This window comes from Sphingobacterium spiritivorum ATCC 33861 (assembly GCF_000143765.1).
Classification (GTDB): domain Bacteria; phylum Bacteroidota; class Bacteroidia; order Sphingobacteriales; family Sphingobacteriaceae; genus Sphingobacterium; species Sphingobacterium spiritivorum.
In genome coordinates this window covers 1687699-1702880 of the sequence record NZ_GL379770.1, presented here as the reverse complement: position 1 = coordinate 1702880, position 15182 = coordinate 1687699, and the positions used below count along the sequence as shown (strand labels likewise).

The window sequence follows — 15182 nt, the reverse complement described above, 5'->3', positions numbered from 1 at the left end:
AGATTACAAGGTGTACAAAGTAATAATTGTCTGATAATGGTAGGATAAATGAAGAATCAGTAAATAATACTAATGAATTAATGAATCATGAATTTTTACATTCTTTAAGACAAATGAATGGCGAAGCTGTACCTGGGGATAAAAACAATCAATCTATTGTTTATACCGATGATAAAGGAGTGGTTCGCATAGAAAAAGTCGATCCTGAGGAAGCTACTGTTTTTCGTGGGGGAGCACAATCTAAAGTTTATCCGAGATATAGATATCCATCAGAGAATACTTTAAGGTTCGAGCAAGGTTTGCGGCCTAAAGCAAATTATTTAAAATCTTATCAAGTTAAAAGATGAAATATATATATATACTTTTATTGTTATGTATATCTGGTTGTTTATCGGATCACTCTACAAAGAAAGCTCGTGTAATTTATAGAATTGGTTTTGATTATATTGAATTATCATTTGATGAATCAGGGTATGCTCAGGCTAAAACTGGAAGAGGAAACTCTATAGATGAAGATAGTTTTTTTGCCGAGTCTACGACAGATAGTGTGAAGTTTTATATAAAAAACAGTAGCATTTTTTTTAAAAAACTTGAAGAACTCAAAGAAAAGAAAATTGAAAGAGCAAAAAGCTATACCAGAACTCAAATTTATCTAAATGATTCTCTTTATTTTGATACTGAGATGTATTCCTCTGATTTTTGGGATATTTATTCTAATATTTCTAATGAAATACCAGATGCATTCAATCCGTTTAAAACAGATAGATTCGATTAAAACAAACTCTTGTTGATGAGAAACGTATAACCAATTATTATTAAATAAGTTATAAGAGATACAGTTATACCGGAATACGAATGCTATAGAAGTACTGGAAAGAGATGATTACTATCCGCTAGCTGGCGGATTACAAAAATCCCCAAATCCTGTATATGGAAATAGTAAGTATCTTTATCAGCCAGTGGGCTGACAAGTGTTGGCAAAAAGAAACAAAAGGAGGTAGGAGGACAACTGGACTATGGAGCCAGATGACACCTGTCCGCCTATTGGCGGATGATCCAGTGGTTGGAAGATGGAATGTGGTGGTGGATCCGTTGACGGAACAATACAGACGATGGTCTCCATATAACTACACTATTAACAATCCAATTCGGTTTGTTGACCCGGATGGGATGGCTGTTGAGGAAATCGAGGGAGGATTCAAGTATACCAAAGAAGATGCTGTAGCTATGGTCAGCCAATTGAAAAATGAATATTTGGATCAGGATGTGTAAGTGTCCCCAAAAATCAAACAGCTTAAAACTGGACATAAATGTTTAGATTTAAGTAATAAGATGAAAAAGACACGTTTTACAGAAACACAGATTGTAAGAGCTCTCAAAGAGGGAGAAGAAGGTCGAAAGACCGATGACATCTGCCGAGAGCTTGAGATTAGCAAAGCCACCTTTTATAATTGGAAAAGCCGTTACGGTGGTATGGAAGTATCGGATGTCAAGCGCCTGAAGGAACTTGAAGAAGAAAATGCACGCTTAAAAAAGATGTTTGCTGAACTGAGTATGAATCATGATATCCTAAAAGAAGTCATCACAAAAAAAGGTTGGGGCTCCGGCAACAAAAACAGTTAACCCGGGAGATTGTCCTGGATCACGGTTTGAGTGTAACGGAGCCTGTAAATTAACAGGCATGTGCCGTTCACAATATTACTATGTTAGTAAGAAAGATAATAGTGCCGTTATAGCAGCATTAGATCAACTGTCTTCCAAACATCCTGTATATGGATTTCGAAAACTATATTCCTACCTGCGCAGGGAAGGTAAGCCATGGAACCATAAGAAAGTATACAGGGTATATAAGCTACTCAATATGAATAAGAAGAGGCGTGGCAAACGTCGGCTACCTGCCCGGGAGAAACAACCTTTGGAACAACAGATCAGTATTAATCGAAAATGGAGCATGGACTTTATGAGCGATAGCTTGGCCAGAGGGAACAGATTTAGAACCTTTAACGTGATGGATGACTGTTCCCGTGAGATATTGTGTATCGAAATAGCTACTTCTATTTCTTCTTTGAGGGTAACCCGGACACATGAACAAATCATAGACTGGCGGGGCAAACCGCTCTGTCTACGCGTAGATAATGGCCCCGAATTCACCAGTTATCATTTTGAGTTCTGGTGTAAAGATCAAGGCATCGCTATTCAATTTATACAGCCTGGCAAGCCTATGCAGAACGGTCATATCGAACGGTTCAACCGAAGTTATCGTAAAGAAATTTTGGATGCTTATTTATTTTTCAACTTGGTAGAAGTAAGAGAGCATACCCAGGCATGGATGGATGAATATAATAACAACAGACCCCATGAAGGGCTTGGGAATCTCACACCAACGGAATTATCAAAAAATATTAGACACAAACAACAAATAAATCAATTAGTAACGTAAATTAGAAAGTCCGATCCTAGCTGTCGGAAAAATGGGGTACTTACATTATAACCACGGAGCCAGGTTTAGACTTTAAGGAGTTCAAAAATGCTTTTGTCGCAGTTAGGCAGAAAAAACTGAATAACATAATCTGTATAGTTCAAAATGTATTTAAGAATTTCCATGTTTATATAGTAAGATATAATTTGCTTCAGGGTAAAATCTAAAAATGTTATTCAAAAGATATAGAAAGAACTATTTAAATGAAGAAAATAGAAGAAGCTGTTATTGATTATTTTGAATTTATAATAGGATATAAAATTTTAATTGATCAAAAGGGAATAGAAGAATCAAGCTTTATTAATAAAGGAAAAGGAGAACTTGGGTTATATAAATATCATTATCATGGAGCAGGTTGTCGTCTTGAAAAAGAAGGTGTAATCTGTGAATATGATTACTTGCCAACTAATGATTACCCTATTAAATTCTCAAGCTGGAAATTGTTTGAGTTTATGGAGACAAATCCTAAATGGAAAGCTCAAGATTATAATTTGGATGATGTACATCATTCGCTAATGACATTAGTCGAAAAGAAAAAACTTTTTCTCTTAGATTTGAACGGGGTGATGTTCCCCATTTTTCAAATAAAAGATATAAGATTTTAAGTTAGTTGATTTCATTGTATTATTGTTTCTTTTATCCTATACCTATGTAGTTAAAAATGTAAATAATTAAGTTGAAAAATATAAATTTATAATGCTATTGTCATTCTGAAATGATAATGCCATATTTGAAACTTTACTTTGTATTTTTGTATCATTAGCTAGAAACATTCATTCATGGAACTGAAATTAAAAAGACCGCTGGCATTTTTCGACTTAGAAACAACCGGTGTAAATATCCCCTTAGATCGTATCGTCGAGATCTCCATTCTAAAAGTGATGCCCGATGGAAATAAAGAAGTGCTGACGCGCCGTATCAATCCCGGAATGCCTATTCCTGCCGAATCATCTATGTTTCATGGCATCTATGATGAAGATGTAAAAGATCTTCCGTCATTTAAAGAACTGGGACAGGAGATTGCAGATTTTATAGGAGATGCGGATCTGGCGGGCTATAATTCCAATAAATTTGATGTTCCGATGCTAATGGAAGAATTTTTACGTGCAAATGTAGACTTCTCACTGGAAGGCAGAAATTTTGTCGATGTACAGAATATTTTCCACCAAATGGAACAACGTACGCTGAAAGCTGCATACAAATTCTATTGCGATCAGGATCTGAACAATGCACATACCGCAGAAGCAGATGTCACTGCTACATACGAAGTATTAAAGGCGCAATTGAGCCGATATGAAGATGTGCTGTATGAAGACAAGCATGGCAACAAGAGCAAGCCTGTAGTGAATGATGTAGCAGCTCTTCATGAATTTACTAATCTGAGTAAACCGGTGGATTTTGCAGGTCGTATTGTATACAATGAAGACGGTGTAGAAGTTTTCAGTTTTGGCAAGCACAAAGGGCGTCCTGTAGAAAATGTATTTGAAATAGAACCAAGTTACTATTCATGGATGATGCAGGGAGACTTTCCGTTATACACCAAAAAATGTCTGGAGCGTATATGGACACGATTTAAAGAAAACAGAAAATCAGCGCCTGTAGTACAGACTTCCACACCGGAAGAGAAAAAACAGGTAAAAAAGGATTTTCAACAAAAAAATAATCCGTCAAAAGGCAAAGCCATTACAGCGGATATGTTAAAAGATCTGCAAAGTAAATTTGGCAAATAAAAAGATTACATAAATCATATAAATAACTATTATTCATAATTATATGTCACAAGAAAGAGAACATATCAAATGTTTGATTATCGGTTCAGGTCCTGCAGGTTATACTGCTGCTATTTACGCAGCACGTGCTGATCTCAAACCGGTTGTATATACAGGTCTGGTACCGGGTGGACAATTGACACAGACTACAGATGTAGATAATTTCCCAGGTTACCCAAAAGGTATTCTTGGTCCTGAGTTAATGGAAGATCTCAAATCTCAGGCAGAGCGCTTTGGTACGGAAGTTAGGTTTGGTTATGTAACCAAAGTGAATCTGGAAGGCGAAATAAAAGAAATAGAGATAGATGGATCTAAAATCGTTACTGCTGACACCGTTATTATTTCAACAGGAGCTACAGCAAAATGGTTAGGACTGGAAAGTGAGCAGAAGTACAATGGATTTGGAGTATCTGCCTGCGCTGTATGTGACGGGTTTTTCTTCAAAAATCGTGAAGTTGCGATCGTTGGGGCAGGAGATACAGCTGCTGAAGAAGCGACTTATCTGGCTAAACTGGCATCTAAAGTACATATGTTAGTACGTCGTGACGAATTCCGTGCATCTAAAGCCATGGTACATCGCGTATTGAATACTCCAAATATTGAAATTCACTATAATACTGAAGCAGTGGAAATTCTTGGCGATGGTCAGGTTGTGACAGGTGTAAAGGTGATCAATAATCAGACACAGGCTACTACAGATATTCCTGTAGACGGATTCTTTGTTGCGATCGGACACAAACCCAATACAGAATTATTCACAGGTTTATTGGATATGGACGAAACTGGTTACCTGATCACAAAAGCAGATAGCACGCAAACAAATATAGAAGGTGTATTTGCATGTGGAGACGTACAGGATCACATCTACCGTCAGGCGATCACTGCTGCCGGAACAGGCTGTATGGCTGCATTAGAAGCCGAACGTTATTTAGCTGCTAAAGAGCACGCTATAGCTGAATAAAATCAACTAAAAAACGTCATTGCTAAAAAACGGATAAAGTAGTCAACATTTGAATACTTCCTCCGCTAAGCGATGACGTTTTTTTCTTTCTATAATCTTTAAGGGTACATTACCCCAGAGCTTTTTCTTCCTGCTCAAAGACAGCGTCAATCTTCCAGTTCGCTTTATCTTTTGATGCAGCTACCGCCAGTTGATCACAACGCTCATTATCCGGATGCCCGGCGTGTCCTTTTACCCAGACCAGACGCACCTGATGTAACTTATAACTTTTCATCAGACGTATCCACAGATCTTTATTCTTTTTACCCTGAAAACCTTTCTGAATCCATCCGTAAACCCATTTTTTATCAATGGCATCGATAACGTATTTTGAATCTGAGTAAATAGTCACTTGCTGTTGCGGACTTTTCAAGGCTTCCAGTCCGATAATGACAGCCATGAGCTCCATGCGGTTATTTGTAGTTCTGCGAAACCCTTCCGAAAAGGTTTTCTCTATCAGCTTACCTTTGAAAGCCTCATTTTCACCGCTATAACGAGTTCTTAGAATAGTTCCGTAACCTCCGGGTCCCGGATTACCGCTGGAAGCTCCGTCCGTATATAATTCGATCATTGGTAACAAAGTTACTTCTAATCCGCTAAAATACCTGATTTAAGTTTGAAAAATCAGGTATTTGTTCTATTTTTCATGCTTTTAAAGACATCTGATTAATTTGTAAACTTGATGAAAAAGAGAGCTATTATGGCCGCACTGCTTGGGTTAACTGTTCATTTAACAGCCCCGGCACAGCAACCAACAGAAAACAAAGCAAAAATGGAGTGGTTTGAAGATGCCAAGCTAGGCATATTTATTCACTGGGGAATCTATTCCGTACAAGGAATCTCCGAATCCTGGGCATTTTTCAATAACTATATCAATCATGAAAATTATATGAAGCAGCTAAATGGATTTACTGCTTCGAAATATAAGCCGAATGAATGGGCACAACTGATACACGATTCCGGAGCCAAGTATTCGGTTATCACCACCAAACACCACGATGGCGTATCACTGTGGGACAGCAAAGCAGACAAAGCCATTACTATAAAAAAGGATGCACAGGCCAGACAGGATGTATTGGATCCGTTTGTCAAAGCTTTACAAAAGACAGGACTAAAAACGGGATTATATTATTCACTACCGGACTGGAGTCATCCGTATTACGATGTAAATACCAGAACAAGAAAACGCTACACACTCAAAGAGGAACCTCAGCGCTGGGAAAATTATGTCAAATACTACCAGACTCAGCTTAATGAATTATCTGAGCGCTATCATCCGGATCTGATCTGGTTTGACGGTGATTGGGAACACAACTCGGAAGAATGGAAAACACAGCAAACATTATCCAATCTGCGCAAATATAATCCGAATATAATTATCAACTCCCGTCTTAACCATCACGGAGATTATGATACGCCTGAACAGGGGATTCCGGTGGTCAGACCTTCTGCACCTTACTGGGAGCTATGTTATACGATGAATGACTCCTGGGGATATCAGGCTTTTGACAAGCACTACAAAACACCTAATATGATTGTACGCACACTGGTGGATTGCATCAGCATGGGTGGTAATCTCCTGTTAGATATTGGACCTAAAGAAGATGGAACTATTCCGCAGGAACAGGTCGCAATCCTCAAAGAACTTGGACGCTGGACCGGACTTCACAAAGAAGCGGTATATGGTACAAGGGCAGGAATCCCGTTTGAACATTATCAGGGAAAATCTGCCTTATCAAAAGATGGAAAGACAGTTTACCTGTATCTTGATGCTGTAAAGCGCACAGAACATCTCACAGGGATATCTACTTCTCTAAAAGGAGTAACTGTCGTGGGACAATCCGGAATTAAAGTTCCTTATACACAAAACGCATCTTCCATCACACTGGATCTGAATACCCTCAAATTTGATCCAGCAGTCACTGTACTGGCTCTCCACTTCCAGAATACACCAACATTTATTAAAGCTGAGCCGGTAGCAACAGAGATCAGGACATTACTTAAAAGCAAAAATGCAGATGAAGCCGTTTATCAGATTACGAAACATCTTTACTCAGGTGATAATCTACTGAAAAACAATGGACTTACAGCAGATGGCCTAAACATGAATTTACCTGATCAAAAACAAGCTAATCCCGCTATTTTAAACTGGATCAGCAAGCATGCGGAAGCCTTGTATGAAACAGGAGCGGGGATCCCGGAGGGACATTACGCCGGTCTTACAGCATTGTCTGCGGACAGACAGACGCTCTATCTTTTTGTGGAGGGTAAACCCACGGGGCCAGTTGCGGTGAAGGGATTAAAAAACACGATCGCACGTATACGCATTGTAGGCGAAGGCTCTATGATTGATCATGACATCTATAACAAACTCTACTGGAGTGCTATCCCTGGAATTGTGTACATCAATGTTCCTAATGAACGCCTGGACAACAATCTTTCTGTAATCGCCGTACTGTTGGATAAGCCGATTGAACTGTACAGAGAAAAAGTAGGCGCAATAGAAAGCAATTTATAGCAGAAACAGCAACTATAGATATGAAAAGAATCGTGGTATTTACAGGAGCCGGAATTTCGGCTGAAAGCGGCTTGAAAACTTTCCGCGGAGATGACGGATTATGGGAAGGAAATCGTGTAGAGGATGTAGCCACGCCCGAAGCATGGCAACGAAATCCTGCTTTGGTGCAGCAATTTTACAATGAACGCCGCAAACAATGTCTTTTAGCTGAACCAAATACTGCGCATCAAGCCTTGGTACGTCTGGAAAATAAGTATCATGTAGATATTATTACACAGAATATAGATAATCTTCATGAACGTGCCGGAAGTAAAAACATTCTGCATCTGCACGGTCAGATTATGCAGTCACGCTCATCAAAGGATCCTTACAGTATTTATGAGATCAAAGGAGACGAACTGAAAATGGGAGATCTATGTAAATGGGGAAGCCAGTTGCGGCCTAATATTGTATGGTTTGGAGAAGCTGTACCAGCGATGATTCCGGCAATGCGAATTGCTCAACAGGCAGATATCCTTATTGTAATCGGAACCTCACTTCAAGTATATCCCGCAGCAAATCTTATTCATGACATTCCTCCGCATTGCGAAATATTTCTGATCGATCCTTCAGCAGATCAATATCGTGTACCGGAGAGAACTGTTACTATAACTTCAAAAGCATCAGAAGGAGTACCTGCATTAGTAGAACAATTATTAAGTCAGATTTAGATTTATTTGGTCAAAAAATACAACCAAATAAAATTCTGCTTTATATATTAAGAGTTTAAATAACAGATACTTAGATGAAAATACCTAACGTTTTAAGTTACATTTGATATTTTCTTATTCTCGCAGCAAACACAAAAGGCCAAATTTAATTTGGCCTTTTGTGTTTATAAAGTGAAAATATATAATAATCAATAATTTACATTATCACATCTAATGTATCTATTGATGTCTGTCATAGCTATCAATAAAGCTTTTACGCATCTCCTGAAAATGGCTCAGTACCTGCTGAATAAAAGTTTCATCCAACAATTCAAACACACCGTTGACACCACCTACCACATCTGTTTCGGCTAGTTTATAGGATTGCTCAAGCACACCTTGTTCAAACTTGATAATAAATTTTTGATTCATGCCAAAGATGGAAATCTTGCAATCAGGATGTGGCAACTCTGCTAATACTCTCATATTATTTTTCTTAATTCAAATAAACGTTATGATAAATGACCTTTTTTGGTCTGCTCTACAAATGTAGGGTTTATTTCAACTTTGTCTTACGCAAAATAGAGCATAAATGGAAGTTGAAAAATAATTATAATAGAATATTTACGTAAATCTTATTCCATCGTTTTAATAAATTTATATATTTGCAGGTAAAATCAAGAGATTGCGCATACTTGCCTACATATTGAGCATTTATTTTATTCTTCTGACACTTATACCATGTCAGGATAATCATTCTGTTTTGCCTAATATAGACCAGCTCTCAAACGAAATTTCAGCACATCGCCATATTGATCAGAACGGTAAACACGCTCATAAAGACAGCTGTTCGCCATTGTGTGTATGCGGATGTTGCTCCATAGCAGTCCACCTGCCTGATTATATTGATTTTGCATTTGAACTTCTTCCTGTACATCAGGACAAATCATTTGCCCACCATTTATCTTTCTACGCCAACGAGTATAATAGTATCTGGCAGCCCCCCAAACTTTCATAATTAATGTCGCAACATATCTCATAGCTTCGTCTATGTAGATATATTTTATTTATTCGTACTTATTTTTAAAACAAAATAAGTAGTCGTTAATTAATTATGTTATTACTATGTTGAACGCAATTATCCGATTCAGTATCCGGAATAAGATTGTAATCGGATTATTTACTCTTGTACTTATAATCTGGGGTGTATGGAGTGCCATGCATATCCCAATTGATGCTAATCCCGACATTACAAACAATCAGGTACAGATCATTACCAGATCTCCTTCTCTTGCTACACAAGAGGTAGAGCAGTTTGTTTCCTATCCTATTGAGCAAAAGCTTACTAATATCCCTGATCTTATTGAATTAAGATCAATTTCCCGATTCGGCCTGTCGGTCGTGACGGCGGTATTTGACGATGATGTCGATATCTATTTTGCAAGACAGCTGATTAATGAAAAATTAAAGGAAGCCGAGGAGAACATCCCTGAAGGTATGGGCAAGCCTGAACTGGCGCCTATCACTACCGGACTGGGAGAAATATACCAGTATGTACTGCACCCGGTCAAAGGAGCGGAAGATAAATACTCTGCAGCAGATCTGCGTACATTACAGGATTGGGTTATCGCCAGACAGCTTTACGGTACTCCTGGTGTAGCCGAAGTTAATAGTTTTGGTGGTAAACTAAAGCAATATGAAGTATCTATCGATCCTTATCGCTTACGTGCGATGAATCTGGGGATCAATGATGTATTCAATGCATTGGAGGCTAATAATCAAAATACAGGAGGAGCCTATATAGATAAAAAGCCTAACGCCTATTTTATACGAGGTGTAGGTTTACTTTCGGATATGGAAGATATCCGGAATATTGTTATCCGCAAACGAAACGGTGTGCCTGTATACGTCAGAGATGTTGCACAGGTACGGGAGGGTTCTGCGGTACGTTACGGAGCACTGACCTACAATGGTGAAAAAGAAGCCGTTGGAGGCATGGTAATGATGCTGAAAGGATCAAACAGTGCTCAGGTAGTAGGTGCTGTAAAAGAAAAATTGAAAGTAATCGAAAAGTCTCTACCAAAAGATGTTGTTGTTGAGGCTTTTTCTGACCGTACCCAATTGGTAAACCGTGCCATCCGTACTGTTCAGACTAACCTGATCGAAGGTGCCCTTATTGTGATTTTCGTTCTTATTATTTTTCTCGGAAATCTGCGGGCAGGTCTGATCGTGGCCTCTGCCATTCCTATTTCCATGCTCTTTGCATTGGGAATGATGCGTATGTTTGGCGTCAGCGCCAATCTGATGAGTCTGGGAGCTATTGATTTTGGACTTATCATAGACGGATCACTGATTATCGTAGAGGCTACCATGCATCACCTGGGGCTTCGAAAATCCAGTCAACCACTTACACAGGCAGAAATGGACGAAGAAGTCTATCAATCTTCTTCTAAGATTCGTAACAGTGCCGCATTTGGTGAAATAATCATTTTGATTGTATATATCCCTATCCTGACACTTGTAGGAATAGAAGGAAAAATGTTCAAGCCTATGGCACAGACTGTGAGTTTTGCCATTATTGGTGCACTGATCCTTTCACTGACCTATATACCTATGATGAGTGCACTGTTTTTGTCTAAAAAACCACATACCAAAGTTACTTTTGCAGACAGGCTGATGAATGCATTGCAACGCTGGTATCAGCCACTTATCAAAAAAGCAGTACGTATCAGAAAGGTGCTGGTTGCCGTCGCTGTGGCAGTATTCGCTTTTTCTATCTTTCTGTTTTCAAAGATGGGTAGTGAATTCATTCCTCAACTTCAGGAAGGTGATTATGCATTCCACTGTATTCTGCCTCAGGGAGCTTCTCTGGCACAGAGTATAGAAACGTCCATGGAAGCTGCCCGTATCCTGAAAAAATTTCCAGAGGTGAAAACAGTAGTCGGGAAGACAGGAAGTGCCGAAATACCCACTGACCCTATGCCTCCTGAAGCTACAGATCTTATTGTAACCCTCAAACCCATTAAGGAATGGACAGGGGGTGACACCTATACGGGACTGGCTGATCGTATGATGGATTCGCTATCCGTCATTCCGGGAACATTTTTTGAAGCATCACAGCCAATACAGATGCGGTTCAATGAGCTGATGACAGGAGTAAGACAAGATGTTGCGATCAAGATTTTCGGCGAGAATATTGACACCCTGGCTTCTCTGGCAGGCAAGGTGGGACAAGTGGTCCAAACAATAGACGGTGCTTCTGAACCTCAGGTAGAACGTACAACCGGACTTCCACAGATATCCATTGAATATAACCGTGCACAGCTTGGTCTTCACGGGCTTAATGTCAATGAGGTCAATAAAATGATATCTATGGCTTTTGCAGGAAGCAGCGCGGGATCTATTTATGAAAATGAACGCCGCTTTGATCTTGTTGTCCGGCTGGACAGTAATTACAAAACTTCTATCGAAGATGTACGCAATCTTCCGGTGGTAACAGGAGAGGGCGAACAGGTCCCGTTAAGTCAATTGGCAAACATTTCGATGAAAGATGGTCCTGCACAGATTAGTCGTGAAGATGGAAAACGACGTGTAGTTATCGGATTCAATATTAAGGGCAAAGATGTAACATCGGTAGTAAATGATATTCAGACAAAATTAAATGAATTGAATATTCTGCCCACAGGTTATTACTATACATTCGGAGGTACGTTTGAAAATCTTAAAGAAGCTTCTAACAGGTTGATGATTGCCGTTCCGGTGGCACTGCTGCTTATCTTTATGTTATTATACTTTACTTTCCGTTCCATTAAAGAATCCATACTTATCTATACAGCCATTCCTATGAGTGCAATAGGAGGTATATTCGCCCTTTTGCTACGTGATATGCCTTTCAGTATATCTGCAGGAGTCGGATTTATTGCATTGTTCGGAGTAGCGGTTCTTAACGGTATCGTATTGATCTCGACTTTCAATCAACTTGAAAAAGACGGTGTTCACGATGTGTTTGAGCGGGTATGGAAAGGCACCACGATACGGCTACGACCTGTATTAATGACAGCAACTGTTGCTTCATTAGGCTTCTTACCTATGGCATTGAGCACAGGAGCAGGAGCGGAAGTGCAGAAACCACTGGCCACAGTCGTGATTGGCGGTCTGATCTCAGCTACATTACTGACACTCTTTGTTCTGCCAAGTCTGTATGTACTTTTCTTTAACAAAAGCAACAAAATGAATGGTATTGCAACCAAGACACTTCCATTAATACTGGCTATTATATTATTTGTTCCGGCTCAGCAATCTTTTGCCCAGCAGGGAGCAACACGTATTACTCTGGAAAGCGCAATAAAACAGGCCATGACGGCTAATCTGGATATCAGAAAAACCACACTCCAGACAGATAAGTTTAAGGTGGAAAGTGCTAAAACTTTTGACGGCAAGACAGGAATATTTGTGGAGAATGAGGATATGGGACCGCTTGATCCGCAAGGGATATGGAAAGTCGGGCTTTCTCAGGATTTTAGCTGGCCGGGATTTTATAAGGCACGTAAAGCCTATTTAAGTAAAAATGTTGAAGTTTCTGCCATGCAGCTTGAAGAGATCAAGGCGCGTATCACCAGAGATGTATCCACCAATTACTATGAGCTAACGTATCTTGAAGCCAGACAACGCCTGTTTCAACAACTGGACAGCATCTATCAGGAACTGTTCCGTGCGGCAGATCTGCGTGTACAGACTGGAGAAGCAGCAGGACTGGAACGAATAGCGGCTGAAACTAAATGGCAGGAGAATAAAGCACTCCTGATACAAAATCACCAGGATCTGTTGATATCGGCTCAAAATCTAAGTGTAATATTGAATCAGAATATGTTTCTGTTGCCGAATGAAAAAGAGCTTGTTAAAATCTCTTTCAATAAGCGTGATATTACGGCCGCTTCGCATCCGTTGGTTCGCATTCAGGAAAAGAATGTGGAACTGGCAGAAGCCGGAATACAGGTTGAGAAAAAAGGCAAAATGCCGGATTTCTCAGGACGGGTATTCTCTCAGCGGCTGTGGGGACAAAAGAATCCGCTAACCGGGTTTTCAGTAACTGCTAATTTCCCTATATTTTCATCCGGATATTACAATAACAAAGTAAAGGCGGCACAACTGGAGTATGACATTCAGCAACAGGGACTTCTGCAGGTGCAACAGGTATTGTCAGCGGACATCCAAAATGCGGAAAATGAACGCATTAAGAATGAAGGTCAGCTTCAATTTTATGAAACCTCCGGCCTCAAGCAGGCAGAAGCGATTATCAAAGCGGCAAATCTGGGCTATCAGAGCGGAGAAATCAGTTACGCTGAGTTAAGCCAGTTTCTTACACAATCTATAGATATCAAGATCAACTATCTGAATGCGCTCAATGCATACAATAAGAGTGTCGTTAATTATCAATATTTCCAAACATCAATCAATAAATAGACATGAAGATCAACATAATTTATCCAACCTTATTATGTGCAATTGCCCTCTCTTTATCGGGGTGTGGCGGGAATCCGGCACCTTCAAAAGAAGCAGGCGAACATGCTGAAGGCGAATCCGAACATGAAAATGAATCTACAACGTCACTGACAGAAGCGCAGTTCAAACAAATCGGGCTGACTTATACTTCTATGACTCAGCAGGTTTTAAGTGACGGACTTGTTTTGAACGGACAACTTACGGTTCCAAATGACAAAAAAGCCTTTGTGACTTCTGTGTTTGGCGGTGTATTACAACAGTTGTTTGTACAGCAAGGTGATGTGGTTAGCAAAGGGCAACGCATAGGAGTGATCAATAATCCGGATCTGATCAAGACACAGGAACAACTGCAACTTACCAATAATCAGATTAAACTGGCTGAAGTTGAGCTCTTACGTCAACAGGAACTGGTAGAAGGTAATGCCGCTCCTCTGAAACGCTTACAACAAGTAGAAATGGAACTGGCCAACTTAAGAGCACAACGGAACAGTCTTCAAAAACAGCTGACCGCAGGTGGCGGATCTATACAAATGTCATCGCAGGTATCCATAATTGCTCCCATGTCCGGAACAATATCTACAATAGCAGCGCAAATTGGCTCGAACATCAATGCATCGAGTCCTATTCTGGAAATCGTTAATAACGAATCTCTTCATGTGGATGTATATGTATATGAAAAGGATCTTCCTAAAGTCAAAAAAGGACAACTTATCCGTTTTTCTGCAGTTAATAATCCCGGGCTATCTTACGAAGCACGTATCGATCAGATAGGCCAGGCTTTTGAAGCCCAGACGAATGCGGTAGCCGTGCACGCTCAGGTATTAGGAGATAAAACAGGACTGATCAACGGTATGCAGGTTCAGGCTAACCTGATCGTATCAGACAATAAGGTGAATGCTGTTCCTAACGAAGCCATTGTATCTTCTCAGGGACAGGATTACATATTCATTCTGACTGATGCACACCGGGAGGAAGAACATCACGAAAGCGGCCATGAAGGTGAAGAACATGCACACTCGCATGATGAAAAAGCAGGCACAGAGAAAGCAACATTAGTATATGAAAGGATACCTGTTATAAAAGGTGTCTCTGCACACGGGTATACAGCGATTACTCCAACAAAAGAAATTGGAGTCAATGACAAAGTGGTTCATAAAGGAGCATTTTTCTTGTTAGCCAAAATGACAAATTCAGGGGAGCATTCACACTAACTATTTTTTTTCTA

The 15182-nt window shown here is 39.7% G+C and carries 13 protein-coding genes and 1 pseudogene; 12 read left to right on the top strand and 2 right to left on the bottom strand.

Annotated features, from left to right (window positions below; genetic code table 11):
* Nucleotides 1-26 precede the first annotated feature (26 nt).
* The 7 genes and pseudogenes from HMPREF0766_RS07480 (at nt 27) to trxB (ending at nt 5209) form a co-directional block, all read left to right on the top strand.
* On the top strand, nt 27-347 hold the full coding sequence (locus tag HMPREF0766_RS07480) for a hypothetical protein (RefSeq protein ID WP_002995203.1): 321 nt from the start codon (nt 27-29) through the stop codon (nt 345-347).
* Entirely contained in the window at nt 344-775 is a 432-nt protein-coding gene (locus tag HMPREF0766_RS07475; RefSeq protein WP_002995200.1) for a hypothetical protein, read from the top strand. Before HMPREF0766_RS07480 ends, HMPREF0766_RS07475 begins: the two co-directional genes overlap by 4 nt.
* A gap of 155 nt (nt 776-930) precedes the next feature.
* On the top strand, nt 931-1272 hold the full coding sequence (locus HMPREF0766_RS22280; protein ID WP_002995198.1) for a hypothetical protein: 342 nt from the start codon (nt 931-933) through the stop codon (nt 1270-1272).
* A gap of 60 nt (nt 1273-1332) precedes the next feature.
* Nucleotides 1333-2440 (top strand): annotated as a pseudogene (locus HMPREF0766_RS07460) (IS3 family transposase).
* A 242-nt stretch (nt 2441-2682) separates the two neighbouring features.
* Entirely contained in the window at nt 2683-3084 is a 402-nt protein-coding gene (locus HMPREF0766_RS07455) for a DUF6896 domain-containing protein (protein WP_002995191.1), read from the top strand.
* Between the two features lie 174 nt (nt 3085-3258).
* Nucleotides 3259-4209 (top strand): 3'-5' exonuclease, encoded by a 951-nt coding sequence (locus HMPREF0766_RS07450; RefSeq protein ID WP_002995189.1) that lies wholly within the window; start codon nt 3259-3261, stop codon nt 4207-4209.
* 43 nt (nt 4210-4252) lie between these two features.
* The gene (trxB, locus tag HMPREF0766_RS07445) at nt 4253-5209 is read left to right on the top strand and encodes a thioredoxin-disulfide reductase (RefSeq protein ID WP_002995187.1); all 957 of its coding nucleotides are present in this window, start codon (nt 4253-4255) and stop codon (nt 5207-5209) included.
* 109 nt (nt 5210-5318) lie between these two features.
* Here trxB and rnhA read toward each other — a convergent pair whose 3' ends face one another.
* Complete coding sequence (gene rnhA / locus HMPREF0766_RS07440; RefSeq protein WP_002995185.1) at nt 5319-5819, bottom strand: ribonuclease HI; 501 nt, start codon at nt 5817-5819, stop codon at nt 5319-5321.
* A 111-nt stretch (nt 5820-5930) separates the two neighbouring features.
* On the opposite strand from rnhA, the gene HMPREF0766_RS07435 reads away from it, so the two are divergent.
* Nucleotides 5931-7766, top strand: a complete 1836-nt coding sequence (locus HMPREF0766_RS07435; protein WP_002995182.1) for an alpha-L-fucosidase — start codon at nt 5931-5933, stop codon at nt 7764-7766.
* Nucleotides 7767-7786: 20 nt separating this feature from the next.
* A complete protein-coding gene (locus tag HMPREF0766_RS07430; protein ID WP_002995179.1) occupies nt 7787-8476 on the top strand; it encodes an SIR2 family NAD-dependent protein deacylase in 690 nt (229 codons plus the stop codon).
* A 219-nt stretch (nt 8477-8695) separates the two neighbouring features.
* On the opposite strand, the gene HMPREF0766_RS07425 is transcribed toward HMPREF0766_RS07430, so the two are convergent.
* The gene (locus HMPREF0766_RS07425) at nt 8696-8941 is read right to left on the bottom strand and encodes a hypothetical protein (protein ID WP_002995176.1); all 246 of its coding nucleotides are present in this window, start codon (nt 8939-8941) and stop codon (nt 8696-8698) included.
* Nucleotides 8942-9140: 199 nt separating this feature from the next.
* Here HMPREF0766_RS07425 and HMPREF0766_RS22700 point away from each other — a divergent pair, with 199 nt between their 5' ends.
* The 3 genes from HMPREF0766_RS22700 (at nt 9141) to HMPREF0766_RS07410 (ending at nt 15168) form a co-directional block, all read left to right on the top strand.
* Nucleotides 9141-9473, top strand: coding sequence for a DUF6660 family protein (locus HMPREF0766_RS22700; protein WP_380948513.1), 333 nt, complete (start codon nt 9141-9143; stop codon nt 9471-9473).
* A gap of 107 nt (nt 9474-9580) precedes the next feature.
* The gene (locus HMPREF0766_RS07415; RefSeq protein ID WP_002995169.1) at nt 9581-13918 is read left to right on the top strand and encodes a CusA/CzcA family heavy metal efflux RND transporter; all 4338 of its coding nucleotides are present in this window, start codon (nt 9581-9583) and stop codon (nt 13916-13918) included.
* A gap of 2 nt (nt 13919-13920) precedes the next feature.
* On the top strand, nt 13921-15168 hold the full coding sequence (locus HMPREF0766_RS07410; protein ID WP_002995167.1) for an efflux RND transporter periplasmic adaptor subunit: 1248 nt from the start codon (nt 13921-13923) through the stop codon (nt 15166-15168).
* Nucleotides 15169-15182 lie beyond the last annotated feature (14 nt).